Consider the following 25360-nt stretch of genomic DNA (forward strand, 5'->3'; position numbering starts at 1 on the left):
CCAGTGTAGAATAAAAGACGCGACTGCCTGCCAGTCGCGTTTTCTTTTCTGACAAGGAGGCCAGATGGCCCGTTTTCACCCCATCAGCCAGCTGACCGGCCGGGTACTGTTATTTCCTCTGGCGTTAGTGTTATTCGAATTTGCCACCTACATTGCTCATGACATGATCCAGCCGGGTATGCTGATCGTCACGGCAGAATTTAACGTCGGCCCGGAATGGGTCTCCACCTCGCTGACCGCCTACCTGATTGGCGGCGTGGTGCTGCAATGGCTGCTGGGCCCGCTTTCCGATAAGTTTGGCCGCCGTCCGGTCATGCTGTTCGGTATCCTGTTTTTTGCTGCCGCCTGTCTGCTGACTAACTGGGTCAGCTCTATCGAAGAGTTTGTCAGCCTGCGCTTTGTGCAGGGGATCAGCCTGTGCTTTATCGGTGCGGTCGGCTATGCCGCGATTCAGGAGGCGTTTGATGAAGCGCTGGCGGTGCGGATGATGGCGCTGATGGCGAATGTCGCACTGCTGGCCCCACTGGCCGGTCCGCTGGCGGGTGCCGCCTGGCTCACCGTGGGCAGCTGGCGCAGCATGTTCTGGCTGTTCGCTGCCTGTAGCCTGCTGGCCTTTGTGGTGCTGTGGCGGGTGATGCCGGAAACCGCTGGCGATCGCAGCCATTCGATAGCGCTGCCGAATCTGGCGCGCAACTACGGTCGCCTGATAAAAGATCGGCTGGTGATGACGGGTTCGTTCGCTATCGGCCTGGTGTTTATCCCGATTCTGACCTGGGTGGCGCTGTCGCCGGTGATCCTGATGCATGACGAAGGGCTGTCGCGTATGCAGTATGCGTTGCTGCAGCTGCCGGTGTTCCTGGCGATGATCGCCGGTAATCTGACGCTGAGTAAGCTGGCAGGACGGGTGCCGATTGAGCAGCCGGTGAAGTTAGCCGCCTGGCCTATCCTTATCGGGCTGAGCCTGGCCCTGGTGGCGAGCCTGCTGAACAGTCACGGCTATCTGCTGATTACCGCCGGTCTCAGCCTGTACGCTTTTGGCGCGGGCATGGTCAATGCCGGGCTCTACCGCCTGACGCTTTACGCCAGTGACGAAGGCAAGGGCAGCGTGGCGGCGATGCTGGGAATGATCAGCATTCTGACGCTGGCTATCGGCATTGAACTGGCGAAAAGTGGCTACTTCAGTGGCGGCACGCTGTGGTTCTGTCTGATTAACTTTATCAGCGGGGTGTTGTGGTTTGGTCTGGTGATTGTGTTTATGCGGGAACGCAAACGTCGCAGTAAGCTGGAAGCACTCTGAGAAAAAGGCCGCATCAGCGGCCTTTTTGCTATTTGCGCGGGTAGAGTTCTTTGCGCGAATAGGGCTCGATATCGTCGTCTTTGCGCGTTTTCAGCAGTTTCAGGATCCAGGTGTACTGTTCCGGATGCGGGCGCACGAAAATTTCGACTTCTTCATTCATCCGGCGCGCCAGTTGATGGTCATCCGCTTCCAGCAGATCGTCCATCGGTGGCCGCACATAGATTTCCAGCTTATGCGTGTCGCTGTTATAGACCGGAAACAACGGGACAACGCGGGCGCGGCACAGCTTCATCAAACGGCCCAGTGCCGGCAGCGTCGCTTTATAAGTGGCGAAAAAGTCCACGAACTCGCTGTGCTCCGGGCCATGATCCTGATCGGGCAGATAGTAGCCCCAGTAGCCCTGGCGGATCGAACTGATAAAGGGTTTGATACCGTCATTGCGGGCATGTAACCGGCCGCCATAACGGCGACGCGCGGTATTCCAGGCATAGTCCATCAGCGGATCGCTCTGGTTATGGAACATCGCCGCCATTTTCTGCCCTTCCGATGCCAGCAGCATCGCGGGAATATCCACCGCCCAGCCGTGTGGTACCAGAAAAATGACGTTCTGTTGTTCAGCCTGCATCTGATCGATAATCTCGCGGCCATGCCACTCTACGCGCTCACGGATGCGTGCCGGATCGCGCAGCACTAACTCGGTCATCATTGCCATTGCCTGCGGTGCCGTGGCGAACATCTCGTCAACCAGCGTGGCACGCTGGGTCTCGCTCAGTTCCGGCAGGCAATAGTAGAGATTAATCAGGGCGCGGCGACGCGCGCCTTTCGCCAGCTTGCCGGCAAAGCGGCCTAAACGACCCAGCAACGGATCGCGCACTTTGGGCGGTAACATCGCCATACCAGCCAGTCCACCAATCGCCAGCCAGCTTCCCCAGTATTCAGGTTTGAGAAATGAACGTTCAAAAACGGGAATAAATTCAGCGTTATTTTTTTTTCGGGTTTCCATGCACTCGCCTCAAGCAATGACCGGCTTATGATAGTGACGACGGGCAAATTTGCAATCATCGTGCGCCAGATAGAAAAAACCGACGGGATTGCCGTCGGTTTCTGTGCGATTTGGCGAAATTCGCTTATTTCAGACCCAGCTGCGGCAGCCAGGATTTCACCTGCGCCATGTACTGGCTGCGATCTTTGCCGGTCAGACCTTCCATCCGCGGCAGCTTCGCCGTTAACGGGTTGACCGCCTGATTATTGATCCAGATTTCAAAGTGCAGATGTGGTCCGGTTGAGCGACCGGTGTTACCTGACAGCCCGATGCGATCGCCGCGCTTCACTTTTTGTCCCGGCTTCACCAGCACTTTCTTCATGTGCATGTAGCGCGTCATGTACTGACGACCGTGACGGATCGCCACGTAGTTACCGGCCGCCCCGCCATTCTTCGCCACCACAATCTCCCCGTCGCCCACTGCCAGCACTGGCGTGCCGATCGGCAGCGCAAAGTCGACGCCTTTATGCGGCGCGATGCGTCCGGTCACCGGGTTGAGACGGCGCGGGTTGAAGTTAGATGAGACGCGATACTGCTTCACCGTCGGGAAGCGCATGAAGCCGCGCGCCAGGCCGGAACCGTTGCGATCGTAGAATTTGCCATCTTCGGCACGAAAGGCGTAATAGTCTTTGCCGCCGCTTCGCAGGCGTACCCCGAGCAGCTGACTTTGGGCACTTTTGCCGTCGAGCATTTCACGTGACATTAAGACACTGAACTGATCGCCGGCCCGCAGCTTACGGAAATCCATCTGCCACTGCAGCGCCTTAATGACAGCACTGGCTTCGGCACTGCTTAACCCGGCACGCTGGGCACTGGCGGCAAAACTGCCGCGCACTTCGCCCTGCAGCACGCTGTTGCGCCACTCCCCCTTCTGCATCTCCGCGTCCATTTTAAAGCCACCTTTGTCGGTGCGCTCATAGGTACGGGTTTCGCGACGGGAGATCTCCCAGCTCAGGGTTTTCAGGCTGCCGTCATCGGCCAGGGTCCAGCTCAGCTGCTGCCCGACCTGCAGATTGCGTAAATCACGGTCACTGACCACCAGCGAATTGATGTCGCCAATGTCGATGCCATACTGATTCAGTGCACTGCTCAGCGTATCGCCGGAGGAGACGGTGTATTCATGAACGCCTGGTGTTTCAGGTACGCCGGTATCGACATCGTCCGCAGGCAGCTCTTCATCCGGTTCCGGTGTGCTTTGATCAATCGGCTCACTGGCTTCCGGCAGCAGCGTGCGGAGTTCATTTTTATCCAGCTCGATGGTTTTGACGATAGGCGTCACATCATCGGTGGGGTGATAAACGTAAGGCCGCCAGACGGCGACGGCCAGTGTCACAACAGTTAAAGAACCCAGCATAACGCGGTGGGGGCGCGGCAAATTATTAAATGCGAGGGCGACAGAGCGGGCTATCTGCTGCACTTTTACCTATTCCTCATGCTCCATTCAGGCAGCTTGCATACTGGCTCGACAGCTGTGAGAGGAATTTCACATAGCTATCTTTAGCTAAGCTGATGTCTGTTCCCAGCGGATCGAGCGTACCTTTACGCACCTGCGTTCCGCGGGCGACAGCATCGATGACTGCTGGCCTGAATTGTGGCTCAGCAAAGACGCAGACCGCCTTTTGCTCAACCAACTGTGTTCGTATTTGGTGTAAACGCTGAGCGCCCGGTTGAATCTCAGGATTGACGGTAAAATGCCCGGCGGGCGAGAGACCGTAGTGTTTTTCAAAGTACGTGTAAGCGTCGTGAAAAACGAAATATCCTTTATTTCTGACCGGCGCGAGTTGTGCGCTAACGCGTTTGTCCGTATCCGCCAAAGCTACCTCAAACTGCTGGAGGTTGGCGTCAAGTTTGGCTTTATCTTGCGGCATAAGTTCCAATAATTTTTCATGGATTGCAACCGCGGTTTTCCGTGCTATCTCCGGCGACAACCACAGGTGCATATTAAACTCGCCGTGATGATGATGATGGGCCTCGGCGTCTGCGGCTTCGGATTTTTCTGCTTCGTGTTCATCTTCATCTTCCCCACCGCTAATCAATAGCGGTTTAACCCCATTAATATCGGCCATCGACAGATTTTTTTTAGCCGGTAGTTCAGCCACAGATTTCGCCATAAAGGCTTCCATTTCAGGCCCGACCCATACGACTAAGTCCGCGTTTTTTATACGTTTTGCATCAGAAGGACGCAGTGCGTAATCGTGCTCTGAGGCCCCGTCCGGCAGCAGAACCTCGACCGGAGTCACGCCATCGGCAATCGCCGCCGCGATAAAACCGACCGGTTTAAGTGAAGCAACCACATTGGCGTGTGCTGCAAAGGTAAATGAAGCTGTAGCGGATAAAGCAGTTAAGGCGAAAAGTGCGCCTTTTTTAATATGTAACATTATGCGTCATTCCATCGTGACCAGAAGGTGGAATGTGATATTATAACATTCGAAATTCTGTGCAACCTGTAAATACTATGAACTCACTTGTTACACTCGAAAACATTTCGATTAAATTTGACCAGCGCGCTGTGTTATCTGGCGTAAGCCTTGCGCTGCAGCCGGGCCGCATTCTGACGTTGCTGGGACCTAACGGTGCGGGAAAGTCGACACTGGTGCGAGTGGTGCTGGGGCTGTTAGCCCCGACCAGCGGCACGCTCAAACGTAGCCCTGGCTTGCGCATCGGCTATGTGCCACAAAAACTGCACATCGATCCGACGCTGCCGGTCACGGTAGAACGCTTTATGCGTTTATCGCGCGGCAGTAAAAGCGCTGAGATTCTGCCCGCACTTAAACGCGTTCAGGCAGGTCACCTGCTCAATGCGCCCTTGCAAAAACTCTCCGGCGGTGAAACCCAGCGGGTACTGCTGGCGCGCGCCCTGCTCAACCAGCCGCAGCTACTGGTACTGGACGAGCCGACCCAGGGCGTAGACGTTAATGGTCAGGTGGCGCTGTACGATCTGATCGATCAGCTGCGTCATGAACTGAACTGTGGCGTGCTGATGGTTTCCCACGATCTGCATCTGGTGATGGCCAAAACCGATGAGGTACTGTGTCTAAATCACCACATCTGCTGTTCCGGTACGCCGGAAGCGGTGTCGCAACATCCCGAATTTATCGCCATGTTCGGTCCTCGCGGCGCGCAGCAGCTGGCCATTTATCGCCACCACCATAATCACCGTCACGACCTTCAGGGACGAATTGTTTTACGCAAAGGACAGGGTTCATCATGATTGAGTTGTTATTACCGGGCTGGATAGGCGGCGTGATGTTAGCGCTGGCTGCAGGCCCGCTGGGGTCGTTTGTGGTCTGGCGCAAAATGTCCTACTTCGGCGATACGCTGGCCCATGCTTCACTGCTCGGCGTCGCTTTTGGTCTGTTGTTTAACGTCAACCCCTACTACGCCGTGATCCTGGTGACGGTCTGTCTGGCGCTCGGACTGGTGTGGCTGGAGCGGCGTCCGCATCTGGCAATCGATACCCTGCTCGGTATCATGGCGCACAGTGCGCTATCGCTGGGTCTGGTGGTGGTCAGCCTGATGAAGAACGTGCGGGTCGATCTGATGGCCTATCTGTTTGGCGATTTGCTGGCGGTCACGCCGGACGATCTCTGGATGATGGGTAGCGGCGTAGTGGTGGTGTTACTGGTGATGGCGTGGCAGTGGCGTTCGCTGCTGTCGATGACCATCAGCCCGGAACTGGCACAGGTGGATGGCGTCAATATTCAGCGTACCCGGTTGATTCTGATGCTGGTCACCGCGCTGACGATTGGGGTGGCGATGAAGTTTGTCGGCGCGCTGATCATTACGTCCCTGCTGATCATCCCGGCTGCCACCGCACGTCGTTTTGTCCGTTCCCCCGAAGGGATGGCTGGCGTGGCGGTGATTATTGGCGTACTCGCCGTCACCGGCGGTCTGACCTTCTCGGCCTTTTATGACACGCCCGCCGGTCCGTCGGTGGTGCTGTGCGCGGCCATCCTGTTTATCTTCAGCATGGTGCGTAAGCCGGCGGTCTGATCAGACCTCGCGGGTGATACCAAAATGACGATACGCATGCTGCGTGGCCATTCGGCCGCGCGGTGTGCGCTGAATAAACCCCTGCTGGATCAAAAAGGGCTCGATCACATCTTCAATGGTTTCACGCTCTTCGCCAATGGCAGCCGCCAGGTTATCCAGCCCGACCGGTCCGCCCATGAACTTATCAATAATCGCCAGCAACAGCTTGCGGTCCATGTAATCGAACCCTTCACTGTCGACGTTCAGCATATCGAGTGCGCTGGAGGAGACCTCACCGCTCAGCTCACCATTAGCGCGCACTTCGGCGAAGTCACGTACCCGGCGCAGCAGACGGTTGGCGATACGCGGCGTTCCACGGGCGCGACGGGCGATCTCCAGCGCGCCTTCGTCGCTCAGCGCCAGGCCCAGACAGGCGGCACTGCGGCCCACGATGTGCTGCAGATCTTTCACCTGATAGAACTCCAGCCGCTGCACAATGCCAAAGCGATCGCGTAACGGTGAGGTGAGTGAACCGGCGCGGGTGGTGGCACCAATCAGGGTAAACGGCGGCAGATCGAGCTTAATCGACCGGGCAGCCGGGCCTTCACCAATCATGATGTCCAGCTGATAATCCTCCATCGCCGGATAGAGCACTTCCTCCACCACCGGTGACAGACGATGGATTTCATCGATAAACAGGACGTCGTGCGGTTCAAGGTTGGTCAGCATCGCCGCCAGGTCACCCGCTTTCTCCAGCACCGGGCCGGATGTGGTGCGCAGGTTAACCCCCATCTCATTAGCGACGATGTTCGCCAGGGTGGTTTTCCCGAGTCCCGGCGGGCCAAAGATCAGCAGATGATCCAGCGCATCGCCGCGCAGCTGCGCTGCCTTGATGAAAATCTCCATCTGCTCACGCACCTGCGGCTGACCAACATATTCGGTCAGCATTTTCGGGCGAATGGCGCGATCGAGACTCTCTTCTTCGTTAACGCTTACAGCAGAGACCAGGCGGTCGGCTTCTATCATGACTTACCTCAAATGGCGGCGCGTAGCGCTTCGCGGATCAGGGTTTCGCAATCCGCATCCGGTCGACCGACTTTACTGATCATACGACTGGCTTCCTGCGGTTTATAACCCAGCGACACCAGCGCTGCAACCGCTTCGGCTTCCGCATCATTGGTTTCCGGTTCCGCGTTCGGGGTGGTGAGCGTGAAGGCGGAATCACCGCCAAACAGATCGCCATGCATTCCTTTAAAGCGGTCCTTCATCTCAACCACCAGACGCTCAGCGGTCTTCTTGCCCACACCCGGCAGTTTCACCAGCGAGGCGATCTCCTCTTTCTCGACCGCGGTGACAAACTGCTGTGCCGACATGCCTGAGAGGATGGCTAACGCCAGTTTCGGGCCGACGCCATTCACCTTAATTAATTCACGAAACAGCGCTCGCTCCTGTTTGCTGTTGAAGCCGAACAGCAGCTGCGCATCTTCGCGAACCACGAAGTGGGTAAAAATCACCGCTTCGTGATTCAGTTCAGGTAACTCATAGAAACAGGTCATGGGCATATGGACTTCATAGCCTACGCCGTGCGCCTCAAGCAGCACCAGCGGCGGCTGCTTCTCCAGAATATTGCCCCGTAAACGACCTATCACCTGAATACTTCCTTAACTAACGAATGTGGCGGATTTTATAACATAAAAAAGGCTGGATGAATATCCAGCCTGCGGGGGTTCACTGCGTCAGTGCGCTTAACCCGACCGTAAACGCCCGCGGGTCAGCACCAGCTTGCTGTCGCTCATCCGCGCGGCATTCTGCGACACGTGGCAATGGGTAATCGCGATGGCCAGCGCATCGGCGGCATCCGCCTGCGGGTTGGCTGGCAGTTTCAGCAGGGTTCGCACCATGTGCTGTACCTGGCTTTTCTCGGCGCTGCCGATGCCGACCACCGTCTGTTTCACCTGACGCGCGGCGTACTCGAATACCGGCAGATCGTGGTTGACCGCCGCGACAATCGCCGCGCCACGCGCCTGGCCCAGTTTCAGTGCGGAATCCGCATTCTTCGCCATGAACACCTGTTCGATGGCAAAATAATCGGGCGAAAACTGGGTGATGATCTCACAGACGCCCGCATAAATAAGCTTCAGGCGGGCGGGCAGCTCAGTGGTGTTAGTGCGGATACAGCCGCTGCCCAGATAGGTGAGCTGGCGGCCGGTCTGACGAATGACACCATAACCGGTGATGCGCGAACCGGGATCGATACCCAGAATAATCGACATTAAGCCTCTCCGGTTAAGGGGGTGCGGATCAGCGCCATTACAGCGTTTCCGCCACCTCGTCGGAGATCTCACCGTTGTGATAAACCTCCTGCACATCGTCGCAATCTTCCAGCATGTCGATCAGACGCAGCAGTTTCGGGGCCGTTTCCGCATCCATTTCCGCTTTGGTGGTCGGGATCATCGCCACTTCTGCGGTATCCGCTTTCAGGCCGAGTGCTTCCAGTGCATCACGCACCGTGCCCATCTCTTCCCAGGCGGTGAAGACATCAATCGCGCCGTCGTCGTAGCTGACCACGTCTTCTGCACCGGCTTCCAGTGCCGCTTCCATTACCGCATCTTCATCCTGACCTGGCGCATAGGAGATCACGCCTTTCTTGTTGAACAGGTAAGCCACAGAGCCGTCGGTGCCGAGATTACCGCCGGTTTTGGTGAAGGCATGACGCACTTCGCCGACGGTACGGTTACGGTTGTCGCTCAGGCATTCGATCATGATAGCGGAGCCGCCTGGACCGTAACCTTCATAAATGATGGTTTCCATGTTGGCATTGTCATCGCCGCCCACACCGCGCGCGATGGCGCGATCCATGGTGTCACGCGTCATGTTGTTCGCCAGCGCTTTATCCATTGCTGCACGCAGACGCGGGTTTGAACCCGGATCGCCGCCGCCCAGCTTGGCCGCTGTCACCAGTTCACGAATGATTTTGGTGAAGATTTTGCCGCGCTTAGCATCCTGCGCCGCCTTACGGTGTTTAGTGTTTGCCCACTTACTGTGTCCTGCCATTTTACGTTTTCTCCGAACTTAGCATGGTGCAGGCTATCCTGCTGGCGAACTTGTCCCCTGCCGTTCTCGCAACGCCCGTACCCCGGTACGCGGGTCAGGGCGCGCTGGCGGTGAACAACCTCGCGGCGCTGATTACGCCTGACTGTTCAATAGGTTGGTGTAGTCCTGTTAAAACTCACCAGATTCATCAAATTTAATCGATCCGTCGCCGGAAAAATGCGCGGCGGCAGCGATTCAGGTAAATTCTTCAATCGCCTGGCGATTACTCCAGGACTTGGTGAGTGCCGCAGCCTCCGCCGGTCGCAGCCAGCGAAACGCCAGATGCTCGGTCAGCGCGATATCACGCTCTGCTGGCAACCGCAGCCGGAACCAGTGCTCGTGATTATGGGTGACACCGGGTGCATAACGATGGCGATAGTGCGGAAAGATTTCAAAGACGATCTGACGCTGACAATCTTCCATCTCCAGCCGCTCGGCCAGCACGTCGATACCCAACTCTTCGCCCACTTCACGCACGGCGGCAGTCAGCGGCGACTCCCCTGCTTCAAGGCTGCCTGTGACCGACTGCCAGAAGGCCGGATCGTCCTGCCGCTGCAGCATTAACACCCGGCCTGTGTCGCGCGCCATAATGACTACCAGCACCGAAACCGGGTGTTTATAGCCCATTATTTATTCTCAGGCTTTTCTTTTTTTACCACCTGAATGCCCAGCTCCAGCAGCGAGGCGGGATTCGCTTCGCTTGGGGCTTCGGTCATCAGGCAGGCCGCGGCGGTGGTTTTCGGGAACGCAATCACGTCACGAATGTTATCGGTACCGGTCAGCAGCATAGTCAGGCGATCCAGACCAAACGCCAGGCCAGCGTGTGGCGGCGTACCGAACTTCAGTGCATCCAGCAGGAAGCCAAACTTCTCGCGCTGCTCATGCTCTTCAATACCCAGAATGCTGAACACCGTCTGCTGCATTTTGCCGTTGTGGATACGCACGGAACCGCCACCCACTTCGTAACCGTTAATCACCATGTCGTAGGCATTCGCCACAGCACGGGTTGGATCAACAGCCAGTTCCTCTGCGCTCATCTCTTTCGGCGCGGTGAACGGATGGTGCATCGCCGCCAGGCCGCCCTCTTCGTCCTCTTCGAACATCGGGAAGTCGATGACCCACAGCGGCGCCCAGGCTTTCTCATCGGTGATGCTGAGATCGCGGCCCACTTTCAGACGCAGCGCGCCCAGCGCGTCAGCGACCACTTTGGCGCGATCGGCACCAAAGAAAATGATGTCGCTATCCTGTGCGCCGGTGCGGCTCAGAATGCCTTCCACAATTTCCGCATTCAGGAATTTCGCCACCGGACTCTGCACACCTTCCAGACCATCGGCGCGCACGTTAACTTTCATCCACGCCAGGCCTTTGGCACCGTAAATCTCAACGAACTTGCCGTATTCATCAATCTGCTTACGGCTCAGCTGCGCACCGGCTGGCACGCGCAATGCCGCCACACGACCTTTTGCATCGTTCGCCGGGCCAGAGAAGACCTGGAATTCGACATTTTTCAGCAGATCGCCGACGTCCACCAGCTCCATCGGGTTGCGCAGGTCTGGCTTATCGGAACCGTAGCGGTGCATCGCTTCGGCGAAGGTCATCTGCGGGAACTCACCGAGATCCACACCCTGCACGTCCTGCCACAGATTGCGGATTAAACGCTCCATCACTTCACGCACCTGTGGCGCGGTCATGAAGGAGGTTTCGACGTCGATCTGGGTAAATTCTGGCTGACGGTCGGCACGCAGATCTTCATCACGGAAGCATTTAACGATCTGATAGTAGCGATCGAAGCCCGACATCATCAGCAGCTGTTTGAACAGCTGTGGCGACTGCGGCAGCGCATAGAACTTGCCTTTATGCACCCGGCTCGGCACCAGATAGTCGCGCGCGCCTTCCGGCGTGGCTTTGGTCAGCATTGGGGTTTCGATATCGAGGAAACCCTCATCATCCATAAAACGGCGCACGAAGCTGGTGATTTTCGCGCGGGTTTTCAGACGGGTCACCATCTCCGGGCGACGCAGGTCCAGATAGCGGTACTTCAGGCGCGCTTCTTCGCTGTTGTTCTGGTTAGCATCCAGCGGCAGCGGCTCAGAGCGGTTGATGATGTTCAGCGCATGGGCAAACACTTCGACTTCCCCGGTCGCCATTTCGCTGTTTTTATTCTTATCGTCACGGGCACGCACGGTACCGGTGATCTGGATACAGAATTCGTTACGCAGTTCAGAAGCCAGCTTAAACGCGTCCTGACGATCGGGATCAAAGAACACCTGCACGATGCCTTCACGGTCGCGCATATCGATAAAAATCAGGCTTCCCAGATCGCGACGGCGGTTTACCCAGCCGCAAAGAGTGACTTGCTGACCCACATGAGACAGATTGAGCTGTCCGCAATATTCTGTACGCATAACGCTATCCTTTTAACTTCGCCGCTGCAGCTGACAGCATCCGGCCGCGTAACCTGATGCGATGCTGTCGCAAAAATGGCGGTCATTATAATGGAAAAAGGCAAACAGGATAAGTAGAGCCGCGCCAAAGCGGCGATTTCATCGGCAGTTGACCTGTTTGCACCGGGGCATGACCTTAGAGGATAATCGTAAATCTTCATTCTGAGCCAGGAGAGAGGGCGTGACGCTTCGTATTGGCCTGCCACAGTGGCAGCACTCACACTGGAAACGCTGGGGTATTGAGAATCTGGCTGACTATGCCCGCTATTTTCACTGTGTTGAAGGCAACACCACGCTATATGCGCTGCCCGCGCCCGACACCGTATTGCGCTGGCGTGATATGACGCATGATGCCTTTCGCTTCTGCTTTAAGTTCCCCAATACCATCAGCCATCAGGCGGCGCTGCAGCACAGCGATGACCTGCTGACCGACTTTCTGCGGCTGATGGAACCGCTGGCCGATCGCATTGGTCAATACTGGCTGCAGCTGCCTGCCACGTTTTCCCCGGCGCAGCTTAACGATCTCTGGCGCTTTCTGGACAGCCTGCCCGCGCGTTTTGAATACGGTGTCGAAGTGCGCCATGCGGCGTTTTTTGCCAAAGGTGAAGCCGAGCGAGCGCTGAATCGGGGCTTGCTGGCACGCAGCGTTAACCGGGTGATGCTGATGTAACCTGCCTTATGATACACTCTGGATCAGCAGACTATTCAGGGTTTCCCCATGCCAAAAGCCATCAGTTACATACGCTTTTCAACAAAATCACAGGTTCAGGGTGACAGTACCAAACGCCAGAGCAGACTCATAAACACATGGCTTGAACATAATCCCGGTTATGTTCTGGATGAACACATGCGTTTTCAGGACTTAGGAATCAGTGGTTACTCTGGCGCTAATGCTAAATCTGGGGCGTTTGGTGAGTTTCTGGCTGCTGTTGAGTCTGGTTTCATCGAACCGGGATCAGTGCTGCTGGTGGAGAGTCTGGACAGGGTTTCAAGGCAGGACATAGATAAGGCTGGCGAACAACTCAGGAAGATACTCAGAGCAGGTGTTGAAGTAGTCACGCTGGTGGATGGTAGCTGGTACAAGGAAGAGTCGCTGAGAGACAGCCTGTCAATGATCAAGGCAATGCTGGTGATGGAAAGAGCGCACGAAGAGTCACTGACCAAGTCGAAGAGGCTTCAATCAGCGTGGGCTAATAAACGTAGAGAAGCAGAATCAACGGGCAAGATAATGTCTCGTCGCTGTGTAGCATGGCTCAGGGTTTCTGAAGATGGTACAGAGTTCGAGCAGATACCCGAAAATGTAAAAGCTGTTCAGCGTGTCTTCCAGCTTCGTCTTGATGGTCTGTCCCATATGAAGATAGCCAAACAGATGAATGAGGAAGGGTTTGTCACACTCAATCAGTTCAGATCAAAGGCTGGTGTGTGGTCGCAATCATCTGTAACCGAACTTCTGAGCAATCGTGCGGTGATTGGCTATAAAGTTCCTTCTAAGTCGATGGTTGTCAAAAGTGTTCAGGAGATCCCCGACTACTACCCCGCTGTTATCACACAAGAGCAATTCTTCGCTGTACAGCAACTTAAAGAAGGTTCAGGACGCAGACCATCATCTGATAAGCCATTGCTAACGAATCTGTTTAAGGGCGTTATGCGCTGCGCTAAATGTGGGTTCGTGATGATCGTGAGCGGTGTAACTGATAAACGTTCAGGCAACTACAGGTGTTCAATGAAGTATGAAGGTCGATGCGATGCAAAGGGGATATCCCGGTTACAGACTGATAAAGCACTGGTTCAGGGGCTGCTGTATAACGCGCACAGGCTCAATCTGAGCAGCGATAACGGGAAGGTAATAGGTAGCCTTCAGTCTTCATTAGAAACGCTACAGAAGCAGCGGGAGAGGCTTGTTAAGCTGGCTATGCTGACAGATGACACTGAGTCTATTGCTGGTGAATTACGAGGTTTGAACAAACAGATTAAGGAAGCTGAAAAGGCTGTTGCAGAAGCCCATCAGCGTGACCAATCAAGCAAGCTGGATACGATTAACCATCTGGATCTGACTGTTAAAAAGGACAGGATAGAGGCTCAAATCATCATCAAGCGCATGATCCGTTGTATCACAGTGGATACAGCCAGAAAGGTTTGCAGGATTGATTTTCATAACGGGCTTGTGTTCCACGATTACCCACTGGACAGGGTTATTGATGGAGCCAGGGATCTGGAACTGTTGCCTGTAATGGGTTACTCAGAAGTGCGGTTTACCAATGGAAAAGGTCACACACCGAATCACATGTTGATGGCTGACGCGCCTGATTGGGTGAACGAGTCTGAATAATATAACAGGACTCTGTATTTCCATTGAAGCAGAGTCCACTCAATTAAACATTTTTTCTTGATTGTGGCGTAAATCATTAGTTTAATTTTCAAATATATCACGTTAATACTCTCGGATAGCTTGAAATCGTAATGATTATTACTGTACTCATTGAAATTTTTAACATACATGCGCAACAGTGGATCATATCTATCGTTTGATATTGATGTTAAAACTTTTGATATGTCATACTGCAAATGGTTTTTCGGTAAGGAACCTGGCAAAAGATAATCGTATTCTAAATCAACCATGTTCATTGACTGTATGTTTTTTCTTATCTCATTCACCAACTGCAAAAGTTCGTCTTTGTACTCCTGCTCTTCTGACTTAAGATGTGGCTCAGACAACTCAGCACTGAATAATATATCCAACTCCCACAAAATACCGTGATAATAGTCACTACCTAACCTTTCTTCATTCTCTTCACTCAGAAGTCTAATTTCATCAAGTGTGTTATGCGTCTGAGGTATAACTTTAGTTTCCAATTCTAAGCAGTATTTTTGAAACAATAAAGAAAGTAATCTCTCAAGTTCAAAAAGATACTCATAGCGCTCTTTTGCATATTCCAACAACTCCTTGATATAAATACCAAAATGAATATCTTTTTTATCTGGGATGTTGCTGTACAAGTTTACGGTAAAATCCTCACCTTGGAACGAATGGTCATGAGGCCAACTTGCAAACATTCTCTCGCCTTGCTCACCTTTTAAAGCAGTTGGATGCGCTCCAAATATAGCTCTTATTTCTCTAAAGTAGTCATCATCATCACAATGTGAGAGGTGTTTAACTTTGTTGTTAAAGATCTGAGACCGCCCCTTAAAGGGCCAGCTTTTCATATTCCCGTCAACTATAACACGATGTAATTGAGTGAGTGATTCATGTATTATATCAATGGATGAAATGAGCGAGTATATTTGCATCGCTTTAACATCCATATCTTTTGAGATCTCTGGATAGTTGTTAATATATCTGACTGTTACACTAATCCAATCCATGCAACTACAAATAGCATTCCAGTGATTTTTACCATTTCGGTTTTTAAAGTAATTACATACAAAAGAGTCATTACTATTAACTGCATCACGAAATTCGCTTATAACTTCAGGGTCTAATTCAACTTGATAGTCTTGAAGAAGCGTAGACATTTTACATCCTTGTGGCTGTTTATCTAATAAACCCATAATGAGCCTTGAGGATTATCATTTCAAGTGAAAAATGCTGGTGGGTTATTGGATAAAGACCTTTAAAGACAATCAATTACCCTTAATCAGATAAACGAAAACCCTGAACAGCTTTCACTGAACAGGGTTAGGTTTATTTCATCAGTGAAGATGGTGTGAATCCAGCATTGTTCCCTGCACCCTGCCAGCCACCTTGAAGTCCCTGAGCAGACATCATCTGTAGCTCATGCTGTGACTGGATAGCGTCGAGTGCAACTCTCTGGACAGAGCCATCAGGCATAGTCACGTTCAGGCTGCCTGTGTTGCTGATCTCTACCTTCAGAGGTGCAAAGGTGATTGGCTGCGGGGCTGGTGGAAGGTATGAGACAATCGACGGGGCGAGAGATGGATAACCAGTTCCCGGTAGTGGTGCCTTTTTGAGAGTATCAACCGCGTTGTCTAACCAGTTAAGCCCTGTATCGACCCAGCTACCTTCAACAACGTTTCCACCGCGATTAGTTTTAGTGTCATCCCAGCCCATAGCCTTGTGGAATGCAGGTATCCATTGGTCAAATACAAGATCGCCAAGTTCCTTACCCAGCACAACAGCAGCCGCTACACCGAAAGTGCGACCTGCTGCTCCCATCATGCCCCCGATTCCACCGTAGCCTGCCAACTGACCAACTTTTGAGATTCCAGCTAATGCAAGCTTACCAGCGATAATCACAATGAGAGCATCAAACCATTCATTGAAAACACCCGACAGTTTGCTTAGGTTCTGTTGAGTGGATTTGTCCAGATCAGAATAAAACATGTCAAAGCGCTCTGACGCGAGTCCTGCATATCCAGAGATATTCATTGCTGCATTGTTTGAACCAGATGCAAGGTCGCTGATACGATCAGCAAGGAACCCTACCCCTTTAGCAGCAGGTGTTAATACTACTCCGAGGTTATCAGCGGAATCTGTCAGGGTAGCGAAAAGGCGGACGATAGGCTTTTCCATCTGATCAAAGAAATCACGCTTAGCAAATTGCATAGAACCAGCCAGACGTCCCTGAGCAGCGATGATGTTGTTTTGAGCCATAGTCTTTTGCTGATCGGTCGGTTTCATGACCTTAAGAGCGTCTGAAACAAATGCAGAACCTGGTACAGTCTTGTAATACTCTTTGAGTTGGGAGCTATTCTGGAGACCGTGTAGCTGCTGGAGTTTTTTAACAAGTGCTGGACTCGCATTGACTACCTGCATAAAGTCCTGACCCATCAGATGAGCACTGACAGCGATCTGTTGTAAAGCATAGTTAAGACGTCCCACAGCTTGAGGATCCATACCTGTTGTATGCGCAAATACAGACTCATTCTCAAACAGTTCAGCAATCTTATCGTTCGAGAAGTTCTCAGGCATTGTCATACGCATCTGAGCCATCTGTTCACGTGTCTGAAGAGGGTCAAGGCCATACCCACGAGAGATGTCATCAGACTTCTGGGTCATACGTGTATTTTCAGTTTCTGAACCGTAAGCCACCACCCCCATCGTGTGAGCCTGCTGGAACTTACCACCGATGGTGATTGATTCCTGTAGAAAGGCCATAGCTCGATTGAGAGCAAAGAAGCCTGCTACAAGCCCACCTGCGGAGTCTGCAAGACGTGATAACCCACTACCAGCATTAGACGCTTCAAGAGCCTGTAAACGCTGTGCTGCACGCTGCTGTGAGGCTACTCGTTGAGTCTGAGCAAACTCATAATTAAGAGTTCTAAGATTTTGACGGAAGCCACGAAAGTCACCAGCAGCGGTAGATTCCATTCTGAGACGTTCAAGACGTGAACGGTACTGTGCAGCACGATCAGCATCACGGTTAACCATCTGACCATAGAAGCCTGATGTTAACTGGCGCTGGTGGATATCCTCGATACGTTGACGTGTAGTGATACGAGGTTGACCAGGTCGAGATAGGGGGGGTAATGGGGGTACAGACCCACGGACACGATAAGCAGCACGCATAGCTGCCCCAACTTTACGGGCAGCGTTTAAGCCTTCTGTCTCATAACGATTAAATAGACCTGAGTTAGCCTGACCGATAGCAAATCCGCGTGACAGTGATTTGTTGATGCTTTTCCCTGCCTGAGTAGCACGCTTCTCAATTTTATCGAAAGTTTTATTCAGGGCTGCTGAGCGGTCTTTAGCGAAGGGACGGTTAAGCGTTCTCTCCATGCGGTTAGCGATAGGCAGAATCTGTTTCTCAAGCTTTGCCAGACCACGTAGAATTGTGTCTGACAAAGACATCTGAATCACAAATTCATCGACAGTGACTTTTGATGATGTGGTCATTCATATTATTTCCTTCAGAAAAAGAAAAAGCCCCCTGAATAGGGAGCCTTTATTATTTTTTATTAACAGCGCGTTTGACTGAGTCTGAAATAAGCTGATCAAACGTTTGGATAGTTGAAAGCTGATCGCGAGCCTTTTTTTTAGCTTCAGTGAGCTTTACTGAAACGGCTTTACGGTTCTGAATAAGGCGCTGTAAATCTGCATCATAAAGCTTTTGCGAATATGCGATAGCTTCTGGTGACTGTGCGTAATGCATCACATTAGGTACGTTCCCAGGTATATAGACTAATGTGAAACTCCCCTGAGATGGGGCGAGAGCACCGTTGACTATCTGAACCCCGCCTCCGTTGCTCCTGCGCTCACAAAGTTTGTAGCTTTCAATATTAAGCAAGCCATTCGCAAGCAATGTGTTGAAGTGGTAATCACCTTGGACTTGCAACGTTTTGATGTCTGGGTGTTTGAGGTTGAAGGCAAACTCTGCCTGAATTCTGGCACGATAAGTACCCTCTGATGACTCATAATCTTCGACATCGTCAAAGGCAGTCTGATGTTCTCGGATCAGCTTTGTGATGATCGGTGTCCAGTACTCTTCCACCATACGACGCTGTTCTGAGGGGAATAACTGATCAAAGGTCTTCTGTCGCTCATCGTCATCAGCGTTAACCTGTAAGCTAAGGTTCTGTGCGTCTGCGATAGACTGAAGCTTGTCGGCGAGTTCTTGATCAGTGTCAACCGGAGCAACAGGGATGAGTCGTGAGCGACCAGTAGCAGGGTTGAATTCTTCACGATATGTCACTGTGTCGGTCGGAGTAGGTTCATGTTCTGAACGGGCAATACTGGCTAAAGCTGCTGCGTGAGATTCAGCTTTTAGGAGTTCTGGTGATTTCTGTGTGTCTGTCATTAAAAGCCTTAGTGCTGCACAGCAGCGTTAGCGGGGATTTGAACGTAAGGAATGTCAATGTGGTTCTGAAGGAGCTGGGTCACATGTAACCGTGTCTGCGTGTACAGGTTCAGAGACATCTCCTGTGCTTCTTCTGGTGAATAACGCATGAGTAAGAAACAGTCAGAGAACGCACTGATCAGTTGTTCAGGGTTCTTGTAGACGGTCTGAAGCAGTTGCTTAACAGAGCAGTGTTGGAGGTCAATCACGAAGCCTCTGGACAGGTCTTCAGGGTCTTTCCACTGGACAATGTTCATCGTGCCACCTTATAAATCGTGTCGATGTGCCAGAGAGTCATAGTTAATACGTAGATTGCTGGGGTAATAATCATTAGCGGGGTACCTTTTAAAAAAATGTCGCCAACCCGATTATCAGTATGACGACGAATACTCAGGAAAATATCTATCTGCAAAGACTCCTGAAACCGTGACCCCGCTAAAGAACGGAGTAGGAGTTCTTGCACCTGCGCTTTGATGCCACTGGAGATATGGGAAGCTACGGGATTTGGTTTGAGATGACCGATAAGACATCTTTGCAGAGAGATATTGAATAGGCGGTGAAGGTTTACACCGCACTATGGGGAGAACTTGATAGAGAGAACTGACCACTCTTTAATCTTAGCATTTCTGTAAAAACTGTCAAGATATTTGTTGACAGTGTATTAGAAAAGTGATAAGGGGAGGCTGTTTACTGTCACGCTATACCCTTCGCTGTTCTGATAATGATGAGCAGGCTCAGTTGGCAGGCTACGGTGCAGGTTTGCTTGTGCTCGTACATCACGGAAAGCACGCTGTCGCAGGATTTCTCTCTGACGATCCTTTTCGGACAAGCTTCTATTCTCAAGAATTTCTGAACGTGTTGGCTTGAACATTACTGGTGACCTCTTTTTTTCTAAAATCTGAAGGGGGATAAAACTGGTGGAGGGATATCTGGAGGATTTTGTTGAAGTCTAACTTTCGGTGCTTAGACGGTCAGACTTACGCTCAGAATTCTCGGCGAAATGTGAAAATATCGTTAACCTAATGATATTTATAGAACTTTATAGCTATCTGGTCGGAACTGTCACAATGAAATGAAGAACCAACCAGAGATAGCTCTCAGGCCAATGTTTTTAGAACTTTGTTTACCAGTCCTACAGAGCATCCTGAAAGCTGTGCGAGTTCCTTCTGAGACATTGTTGGGAACTTCTGACGGTTAACCAGGATCTTCGAACGTAGTGCTGTATCCGCTGCCCTGCCCTTGTACAGACCCGCCTCTTTAGCTTTCGCTATTCCCTGTAGCTGACGCTGTTTACGTTTCTCGTAGTCTTCACGAGCCATCGTAGCGAGTATCTCGACCAGCATCTGATTGATAGCCTTAAGGATACCGTCTGTAACAGCATTGCCCGTTTGCATGTTCATGTAGCTGGTGGGTACATCCGCAATCACAAGTCTGAGTCCACGTTCTGTGAGCAGCATCTTCAGTTGTTCCCACTCTTCAGCCGATAAGCGTGTTAAGCGGTCTGTAGACTCCACCAGCAAGACGTCATTCTTACGGGCATCCTTGAGCAGTCTGTTCAGTTCAGGACGCTGTAACGATGCTCCTGAAGCATTATCAACGTATTCAGCGATGATATTCAGCCCATGATCAGCAGCAAACTGAAGCATCGACTCACGAGCACGGTTAGCATCTTGTTCGTCTGTACTGGCTCTTAGGTAAAGCAGCGTATCCATAATGTTCAGCCTCGGAGTTCACGATAAGTTAATTTATCTGACTATACGTGAATAGTTCATGATAAGTCAATATTTATACTCAATATGAATGTGATGAGTGATTTAATCACATGAACTAATAAGGCATACCCTATGTGAACGTCAGACTGCTTTCAGGGTTTTTGGAACTGTCAGGTGAAATGCTGCTTTGGCGGGAGTTGATTGAGCAGTTTGTTCAGCAGGTGCACCTGTCACAGCGTTGAGGGTAGTACCGTCTGGTGCGTTATTTTTGGCAGTTAATCCAGCCTGAGCAGCCATAAGCCGCTTTGACATTGATCGACGTTGGTTGTTGTCGGAGGCTAAAAGCTTCTGTGCAACATCAATCTGTGTCTTCAGGTCAATCGCATTAGTGGTCTTGTCATCAACACCATATTTGCGGAGTGTTACAGCGTCTTTGTGAAGAATGGCTTCAAGGAAGCTGTAAGAGGCTGATTGCTCTGTCACAGTATCAGCGTTGGATGTGGTGATTGTGGTAGTCATTCATAGGTTACCTTTTGTTTTTTAAGAGAATGGAAAGCTGTGAAACAGTAGCGATAATCTGGACAGACAACTATCAAGAAGAATACTCAGAATAATCATTACAGATCAATAAGTTAACTATTTATAGAGGTCGTTAAATAGTTTTGAGATGAAGAAGGTGAAAAACCCTGTAGGCAGTATGTCGTAGAAAAAATGGTGAATTATCTGTTGCATGGCTATTTACCGAGTTGCTGAGCGATGGCGCTGAAGAATGATGTTCACATAGCTCAGTGAAATATTGAGATGCTGAGCGATCTGCTTGTAAGTCATTCCCTGAGATCGAAGGTAAACGACTTTTTCAGGGATATGAGGCTGATGGCTGTTAACCGGGAGACCTGCCAGTTTACGGATCAGGATCGATTCATGAGGGTTGAGACCAGACTGTCTGGCGGCCTGTGAAGGAGACTTTCCAGAGTGAATCAGTGTCAAAAACTCTGTGACCTCTGGTGTAGGTGCGAGGGTGTACATTGGAGGGATACCTTTTGTGCAGGGGTCTTTTTCTTGTCCCATGAAAAAGTCGTAAAATCGTAATGATTATAATGAGTTACAGATGATTTTACAGATTTTCATGGGGTATTTTGTAGACATAGTTAACTTGCGTCGTTAAGGATGTCCACGAGGCGAGACATAGAGCGGGTAAACAGTGCTGGTTTACCTGAGAATGCCTGTTCAGCTTGTTCGAGAATATAGATAGGGGATTGGCCTGTTTTCTTTGCTTTGAGCAATGCCAGACGAGCATTTTTATCAGCTTTAGCGAAGAGTTCAGCTTCCAGACGGTCAAGGATTGCGATCATTTCTGCTGGAAGGTCTTCATCACGCTGGAATTGCTTCTCGTGGATAAGGTCAACGTGCTGGGAGTGTTCATTACTGCCATCACGGTCACTGGTGATGAAAAGGTTTTCGTCGGTCTGTAAGGTCATCATGATGTCCTCGAAGGTAAATGGAAGGTCGTGTTCGTTGGCGATGATGTGTGTAAGCAGCGTGTTCATGGCTTCAACAGGTCTTGCACAGCAGGCAATTTCGATAATGTCCATCGGTAGCTTGTCTGAGGGAAATGCTGAGATGACTTTGATAAAGCGATCTGTGCACTGCTTACCGGAGTCTGTGTAGAATTGCTTAAGGCGCTGGAGATGGAACATGTGAACCATGACCGCAGGCCATTTTTCTGATTCGTCTTCAGTGGATGTACCGTTTAACTGGCGTACTTCTGCAATGCTCAGACGGTCACACAGGGCTGAAAGGTTTTCAGGGGCCGTAGACATTACTGTTGAAAGGTAACGTATGTCTGTCTCTGGTGCTTTCAGGAGGCGCTGAGCTGTTCTGACACGTTCTGTACCTGAAATCTTAGGGTGACGCTTAGCGAACTGTGTGAGTTTGGTTCGATGCTTTTTAACCAGTTCTGTCCAGATCTGTTCGTGGTCACCAGTGAATGGCTGGATTGGGTTAGATGTCCACTGTGTGCCAATACCTTTCGGGAATCTGAAGCGAGCGCCCTGCTTCTGGTTAATCGTTGCAGGTAACAGAGACAGGTTAAGTGGATGGTATGCCCCACCCTTGGAGCATGGTACGAGGTGTGCGATGTGAACCTGTGTACCTGTTTTGAATGCCAGTCTGCCACGTGCTTTCCATAAGCTGTATAGAGACTCAATCGGGAAATCTAACAGGCAATCTACAGAGCCATGTCTGGCGATCTGCTGTAGAAGGTCGGTTATGAATTTAGATTGACGCAGGATATACAGGGGGTGTTTAGCGAGTTTGAGTGACTTTTGACGGCGTTCTTTTGCGGGGTCTGACTCTTTCCGTTTGGCTGCTTCTCTGCAAGAGGATGAACAGTAGCGAACTGATGAACGGGAGGCTTCAAATCGCTTCTTGCAGTGTGCACAGCGTTTACGGTTACGGGGCTGCTTAGTCGTTGTCATTCATAAATCTGATCCTGATTAATTAGCTAATATACACATGCTAACACTTGTTAACATAATTGTCAAGATTATCATATTGACATTATAATTATTATGTGAATTAGAAACCCACAGAGCCTCAAAGGGGTTTGTGCAGGGTGCATTTTACTGTCCCATGAAAAAGTCAGGAAAGTGTAGTAATTAGAAGGGCTTGCAGAGAAATTTGAAGATTTCCATGGGGTGTTTTGTAGACATAGTAGATATGCTGTTAAGAGAGGGGTTAGAACGGGTCACAATAGCTTGTGGAGTAGTGTAACGGGGGGGGTCTGTTAAGTATGACTGTTCAGAATGCAACTGGCTTTGCCTTATCGTTGCTTAACGCTCACCAGTTCGCTCAGTCTGTACAGAGGTACTGATCAGTAATCTGTAAAGTGGGACTGTTCAGAGAGAGGGAGCAAGCGACCGATAAGACTCGTTGAGCGTAGCGGAGAGTCATTCTGTTTAGGTGACCAGACTGTAAACAGAACTCTTAAAAGATCTGTTAACATAACTGCTGTGTCGTCATGCGTGATTCTGGTTTATGTAAAAATTATCGCACATTGTCAATATCTATCAAGCACTATTCACCGTACATTTTCTAATGCGAAGTATGAGAAAAACTAATCCGAATCAGGTGAGGTCGAGATTGTGAGTTGGTGAAGGTGGCAAAGTTTCTACCCTGCCACCCTTACAACATCTGGCAATTGTGATTGATTACTCAGTCGTCAAAAATAGCTCAGGATCGTACCAGTCTTCGTTGGCATTGAGTACACAGTGGCTATCGTCTTCTAAAAATATCAAGCCTGCGCGACCTGCTTTAGCGAAAGCAAATTTAGCCGTGACATCAAAACTGTCACCATTGAAGAGACGGTCTCCATCGCTGCTGTATCCACCCTGCAAAGTCCCGGTATCTTCGATTGACCAATCATGTGTAGCTTTCCACAAATTGCCACTAACCGTAATCTTCTGGTTCAGATAAGGTAAATCCTCAAATTCAGCATTGCTGTTAACAATGTCATCTGATGAGAAAATCTCGTCCTGGATGCGTTCGAGAAAACCTACCTGATTGTCATCGTAAAAGTCGTCTATTGAGAGCCAGGCGGGAGCTGTTAAACCCTCTTTCAACTCAGAGATACACAGATCAATAGCTGTGTCTGACATTTTGAAGTGTTTAGCTCTGTAACGGCCCTGAGCAGGGTTAAGGATGATGAACTCAGCATCTGACAATACATAATCTTGCCCAGGGTTTTTCTCTTCCTGAAGCATTGCAGCGTAGCTTTTATAACCAAGAAAAGCAGCGATCACTTCAAGAATCTGTGAACGTGTAAGAGATGACTTGTGAATTTCAGAATGTTGAGAAATCTTGTAGCAGATAGCTTGGATAGTAGCTTTCATGATAAACCACTCCGGTGTATCAGATCTCTTGGCAATCGTTTAAGGTTTGGTATTGGACATTTTGTTACCTTCAACCACTTGCCAGATCTGACACTATGAAGAAGGTTTAAATGTGATTGGATGTACTGCTACCTTTTTTAAGCTGTCCAAAACTTAGGCGGGTGCCGAACACCACTATAACCTCGTCAAAGTAGAAAGCAATAGTAGTTATGAGGCCCGTATCACCCTACCCACTCTTAGAATCACTGTCAGAGTGTACATGACCATATTTGAGAATTAGCAATGTGTATCAATGGACAGTTGTAATCCTCGACAGCCGTCCGGTCCACGCATCAACCTCGCAAAGCCCGGCGGCGCTGGCGGCACGCAATCAGAAGCCGCGCGTACCGCCGCATGCTCTGCGCACCGGCTCGCAGCCGATGGTGCGCTTTATCGGCAGCGACAGCGTGGAGGAGAGCGTGCCGCTGTTTCAGATCTGGCGAGCAAAGTTAGCGGAATGGCAGCAACAGGGTGACGCGATGCTGTTTCTGCATACGCCGGATATGGGCCAGGTATTTCCACTGGTGCAGGCGCTGTGGCCCGAGCTGCAACAGATTGACCCGCAGATTGGCAGCGGTCCCGACTGGCCGCAACAGGAATCACTGTTTTAATCAGTGGACAGGACAGCGCCCTCCGCACTGGTTAGAATAGCCGCCTTACTGATGCTGATGGAGTCACAATGGTTAGCGCGTTATACGTGGTGTGGGGTGCGTTGCTGGTCATGAAGTTTACGCTGGATGTGGTGCGTTACCGCCGGTTTTATCGGGTCGCCTATGGCGACGGCGGTTACCATGATTTAAAAATGGCGATTCGAATTCACGGCAACGCCATTGAAACCATCCCGCTGGCGCTGCTGTTGCTGGTGATGATGGAGATGAACGGTGCCGACATCTGGATGGTTCATCTGACCGCCCTGCTGTTCTTTATCAGCCGCCTGCTGCACGCCTGGGGTCTGCGCCACAGCGCCATGCCGGGACGGAAATATGGCATGCTGCTGACGCTGTTTTCGTTGTGCGGCATGGTGATTTTCAACCTGATCTATCTGCCATGGGAACTGGTGCTGACGCTACACTGAGT

General features: G+C 51.1%; 23 protein-coding genes and 2 pseudogenes. 7 read left to right on the forward strand and 18 right to left on the reverse strand.

The genetic code is table 11. The annotated features are described in order from the left end of the window. The first annotated feature begins 64 nt into the window (after positions 1–64). The gene (locus HA41_RS05930; protein ID WP_094119986.1) at positions 65–1297 is read left to right on the forward strand and encodes an MFS transporter; all 1233 of its coding nucleotides are present in this window, start codon (positions 65–67) and stop codon (positions 1295–1297) included. Positions 1298–1325: 28 nt separating this feature from the next. Here HA41_RS05930 and lpxM read toward each other — a convergent pair whose 3' ends face one another. From lpxM to znuA, 3 genes are all read right to left on the reverse strand, one after another. Further along, complete coding sequence (gene lpxM, locus HA41_RS05935; protein WP_094119987.1) at positions 1326–2300, reverse strand: lauroyl-Kdo(2)-lipid IV(A) myristoyltransferase; 975 nt, start codon at positions 2298–2300, stop codon at positions 1326–1328. A 124-nt stretch (positions 2301–2424) separates the two neighbouring features. Further along, positions 2425–3756: a murein DD-endopeptidase MepM gene (gene mepM / locus HA41_RS05940; RefSeq protein WP_094119988.1), complete on the reverse strand. Its 1332-nt coding sequence runs from the start codon at positions 3754–3756 to the stop codon at positions 2425–2427. A gap of 13 nt (positions 3757–3769) precedes the next feature. Next, entirely contained in the window at positions 3770–4717 is a 948-nt protein-coding gene (gene znuA, locus HA41_RS05945) for a zinc ABC transporter substrate-binding protein ZnuA (RefSeq protein ID WP_094119989.1), read from the reverse strand. Between the two features lie 77 nt (positions 4718–4794). Here znuA and znuC point away from each other — a divergent pair, with 77 nt between their 5' ends. Together znuC and znuB are read left to right on the forward strand one after the other, a co-directional pair. After that, complete coding sequence (gene znuC / locus HA41_RS05950; RefSeq protein ID WP_094119990.1) at positions 4795–5550, forward strand: zinc ABC transporter ATP-binding protein ZnuC; 756 nt, start codon at positions 4795–4797, stop codon at positions 5548–5550. Then, entirely contained in the window at positions 5547–6332 is a 786-nt protein-coding gene (znuB, locus tag HA41_RS05955; RefSeq protein WP_094119991.1) for a zinc ABC transporter permease subunit ZnuB, read from the forward strand. The genes znuC and znuB overlap by 4 nt, the downstream gene beginning before the upstream one ends. On the opposite strand, the gene ruvB is transcribed toward znuB, so the two are convergent. The 6 genes from ruvB to aspS all read right to left on the reverse strand — a co-directional run bounded on the left by ruvB (position 6333) and on the right by aspS (position 11809). Further along, positions 6333–7337 carry a Holliday junction branch migration DNA helicase RuvB gene (gene ruvB, locus HA41_RS05960; protein WP_031377444.1) on the reverse strand — a complete coding sequence of 335 codons (1005 nt, stop codon included), beginning with the start codon at positions 7335–7337 and terminating at the stop codon, positions 6333–6335. It lies immediately after the preceding gene. A gap of 8 nt (positions 7338–7345) precedes the next feature. Further along, a complete protein-coding gene (ruvA, locus tag HA41_RS05965) occupies positions 7346–7960 on the reverse strand; it encodes a Holliday junction branch migration protein RuvA (protein WP_031377445.1) in 615 nt (204 codons plus the stop codon). 96 nt (positions 7961–8056) lie between these two features. Continuing rightward, positions 8057–8584 carry a crossover junction endodeoxyribonuclease RuvC gene (gene ruvC, locus HA41_RS05970; RefSeq protein ID WP_031377446.1) on the reverse strand — a complete coding sequence of 176 codons (528 nt, stop codon included), beginning with the start codon at positions 8582–8584 and terminating at the stop codon, positions 8057–8059. Positions 8585–8621: 37 nt separating this feature from the next. Further along, entirely contained in the window at positions 8622–9365 is a 744-nt protein-coding gene (locus tag HA41_RS05975; RefSeq protein WP_010258633.1) for a YebC/PmpR family DNA-binding transcriptional regulator, read from the reverse strand. Positions 9366–9599: 234 nt separating this feature from the next. Beyond that, positions 9600–10031 (reverse strand): dihydroneopterin triphosphate diphosphatase, encoded by a 432-nt coding sequence (gene nudB, locus HA41_RS05980; protein ID WP_094119992.1) that lies wholly within the window; start codon positions 10029–10031, stop codon positions 9600–9602. After that, positions 10031–11809 (reverse strand): aspartate--tRNA ligase, encoded by a 1779-nt coding sequence (gene aspS / locus HA41_RS05985; protein WP_094119993.1) that lies wholly within the window; start codon positions 11807–11809, stop codon positions 10031–10033. Before aspS ends, nudB begins: the two co-directional genes overlap by 1 nt. A 220-nt stretch (positions 11810–12029) precedes the next feature. Here aspS and HA41_RS05990 point away from each other — a divergent pair. After that, positions 12030–12512, forward strand: a pseudogene (locus HA41_RS05990) (DUF72 domain-containing protein); the annotation flags it as partial. Between the two features lie 54 nt (positions 12513–12566). Next, positions 12567–14177: a recombinase family protein gene (locus tag HA41_RS05995; RefSeq protein WP_094119994.1), complete on the forward strand. Its 1611-nt coding sequence runs from the start codon at positions 12567–12569 to the stop codon at positions 14175–14177. Here the strand turns inward: HA41_RS05995 and HA41_RS06000 are convergent. The 9 genes from HA41_RS06000 to HA41_RS06035 all read right to left on the reverse strand — a co-directional run bounded on the left by HA41_RS06000 (position 14129) and on the right by HA41_RS06035 (position 24244). Next, positions 14129–15361 carry a hypothetical protein gene (locus HA41_RS06000; RefSeq protein WP_094119995.1) on the reverse strand — a complete coding sequence of 411 codons (1233 nt, stop codon included), beginning with the start codon at positions 15359–15361 and terminating at the stop codon, positions 14129–14131. The two genes, HA41_RS05995 and HA41_RS06000, sit on opposite strands and share 49 nt — an antisense overlap. Before the next feature lie 169 nt (positions 15362–15530). Further along, positions 15531–17702 carry a hypothetical protein gene (locus tag HA41_RS06005; RefSeq protein ID WP_094119996.1) on the reverse strand — a complete coding sequence of 724 codons (2172 nt, stop codon included), beginning with the start codon at positions 17700–17702 and terminating at the stop codon, positions 15531–15533. Positions 17703–17754: 52 nt separating this feature from the next. After that, positions 17755–18603: a hypothetical protein gene (locus tag HA41_RS06010; protein WP_094119997.1), complete on the reverse strand. Its 849-nt coding sequence runs from the start codon at positions 18601–18603 to the stop codon at positions 17755–17757. Between the two features lie 8 nt (positions 18604–18611). After that, entirely contained in the window at positions 18612–18899 is a 288-nt protein-coding gene (locus HA41_RS06015) for a hypothetical protein (RefSeq protein ID WP_094119998.1), read from the reverse strand. A gap of 840 nt (positions 18900–19739) precedes the next feature. Next, positions 19740–20354 carry a recombinase family protein gene (locus tag HA41_RS06020; protein WP_094119999.1) on the reverse strand — a complete coding sequence of 205 codons (615 nt, stop codon included), beginning with the start codon at positions 20352–20354 and terminating at the stop codon, positions 19740–19742. Positions 20355–20495: 141 nt separating this feature from the next. Further along, positions 20496–20873 (reverse strand): hypothetical protein, encoded by a 378-nt coding sequence (locus HA41_RS06025; protein ID WP_094120000.1) that lies wholly within the window; start codon positions 20871–20873, stop codon positions 20496–20498. A 219-nt stretch (positions 20874–21092) separates the two neighbouring features. Beyond that, a complete protein-coding gene (locus HA41_RS20665; protein ID WP_158086615.1) occupies positions 21093–21380 on the reverse strand; it encodes a helix-turn-helix domain-containing protein in 288 nt (95 codons plus the stop codon). A gap of 122 nt (positions 21381–21502) precedes the next feature. After that, a complete protein-coding gene (locus HA41_RS06030) occupies positions 21503–22831 on the reverse strand; it encodes a hypothetical protein (protein WP_094120001.1) in 1329 nt (442 codons plus the stop codon). Positions 22832–23563: 732 nt separating this feature from the next. Continuing rightward, complete coding sequence (locus tag HA41_RS06035) at positions 23564–24244, reverse strand: hypothetical protein (protein WP_094120002.1); 681 nt, start codon at positions 24242–24244, stop codon at positions 23564–23566. 302 nt (positions 24245–24546) lie between these two features. Here HA41_RS06035 and HA41_RS06040 point away from each other — a divergent pair. Together HA41_RS06040 and HA41_RS06045 are read left to right on the forward strand one after the other, a co-directional pair. Further along, a pseudogene (locus tag HA41_RS06040) lies at positions 24547–24894 on the forward strand (DUF72 domain-containing protein); the annotation flags it as partial. A 68-nt stretch (positions 24895–24962) separates the two neighbouring features. Continuing rightward, entirely contained in the window at positions 24963–25358 is a 396-nt protein-coding gene (locus HA41_RS06045) for an MAPEG family protein (RefSeq protein WP_094120003.1), read from the forward strand. The last annotated feature ends 2 nt before the right edge of the window (positions 25359–25360 follow it).

This window comes from Pantoea conspicua, from assembly GCF_002095315.1.
GTDB lineage: Bacteria > Pseudomonadota > Gammaproteobacteria > Enterobacterales > Enterobacteriaceae > Pantoea > Pantoea conspicua.

Excerpts from the sequence above, each read along its gene's own strand:
- znuA (WP_094119989.1), bottom strand. The coding sequence starts at position 4,717 with ATGTTACATATTAAAAAAGGCGCACTTTTCGCCTTAACTGCTTTATCC.
- HA41_RS06000 (WP_094119995.1), bottom strand. The coding sequence starts at position 15,361 with ATGTCTACGCTTCTTCAAGACTATCAAGTTGAATTAGACCCTGAAGTT.
- ruvC (WP_031377446.1), bottom strand. The coding sequence starts at position 8,584 with ATGTCGATTATTCTGGGTATCGATCCCGGTTCGCGCATCACCGGTTAT.
- HA41_RS06030 (WP_094120001.1), bottom strand. The coding sequence starts at position 22,831 with ATGACAACGACTAAGCAGCCCCGTAACCGTAAACGCTGTGCACACTGC.
- HA41_RS06015 (WP_094119998.1), bottom strand. The coding sequence starts at position 18,899 with ATGAACATTGTCCAGTGGAAAGACCCTGAAGACCTGTCCAGAGGCTTC.
- HA41_RS06045 (WP_094120003.1), top strand. The coding sequence starts at position 24,963 with ATGGTTAGCGCGTTATACGTGGTGTGGGGTGCGTTGCTGGTCATGAAG.
- nudB (WP_094119992.1), bottom strand. The coding sequence starts at position 10,031 with ATGGGCTATAAACACCCGGTTTCGGTGCTGGTAGTCATTATGGCGCGC.
- ruvB (WP_031377444.1), bottom strand. The coding sequence starts at position 7,337 with ATGATAGAAGCCGACCGCCTGGTCTCTGCTGTAAGCGTTAACGAAGAA.
- aspS (WP_094119993.1), bottom strand. The coding sequence starts at position 11,809 with ATGCGTACAGAATATTGCGGACAGCTCAATCTGTCTCATGTGGGTCAG.
- znuC (WP_094119990.1), top strand. The coding sequence starts at position 4,795 with ATGAACTCACTTGTTACACTCGAAAACATTTCGATTAAATTTGACCAG.
- HA41_RS06035 (WP_094120002.1), bottom strand. The coding sequence starts at position 24,244 with ATGAAAGCTACTATCCAAGCTATCTGCTACAAGATTTCTCAACATTCT.
- znuB (WP_094119991.1), top strand. The coding sequence starts at position 5,547 with ATGATTGAGTTGTTATTACCGGGCTGGATAGGCGGCGTGATGTTAGCG.
- HA41_RS06020 (WP_094119999.1), bottom strand. The coding sequence starts at position 20,354 with ATGGATACGCTGCTTTACCTAAGAGCCAGTACAGACGAACAAGATGCT.
- lpxM (WP_094119987.1), bottom strand. The coding sequence starts at position 2,300 with ATGGAAACCCGAAAAAAAAATAACGCTGAATTTATTCCCGTTTTTGAA.
- HA41_RS06005 (WP_094119996.1), bottom strand. The coding sequence starts at position 17,702 with ATGACCACATCATCAAAAGTCACTGTCGATGAATTTGTGATTCAGATG.
- HA41_RS06010 (WP_094119997.1), bottom strand. The coding sequence starts at position 18,603 with ATGACAGACACACAGAAATCACCAGAACTCCTAAAAGCTGAATCTCAC.
- HA41_RS05930 (WP_094119986.1), top strand. The coding sequence starts at position 65 with ATGGCCCGTTTTCACCCCATCAGCCAGCTGACCGGCCGGGTACTGTTA.
- HA41_RS06025 (WP_094120000.1), bottom strand. The coding sequence starts at position 20,873 with ATGACTACCACAATCACCACATCCAACGCTGATACTGTGACAGAGCAA.
- HA41_RS20665 (WP_158086615.1), bottom strand. The coding sequence starts at position 21,380 with ATGTACACCCTCGCACCTACACCAGAGGTCACAGAGTTTTTGACACTG.
- HA41_RS05975 (WP_010258633.1), bottom strand. The coding sequence starts at position 9,365 with ATGGCAGGACACAGTAAGTGGGCAAACACTAAACACCGTAAGGCGGCG.
- HA41_RS05995 (WP_094119994.1), top strand. The coding sequence starts at position 12,567 with ATGCCAAAAGCCATCAGTTACATACGCTTTTCAACAAAATCACAGGTT.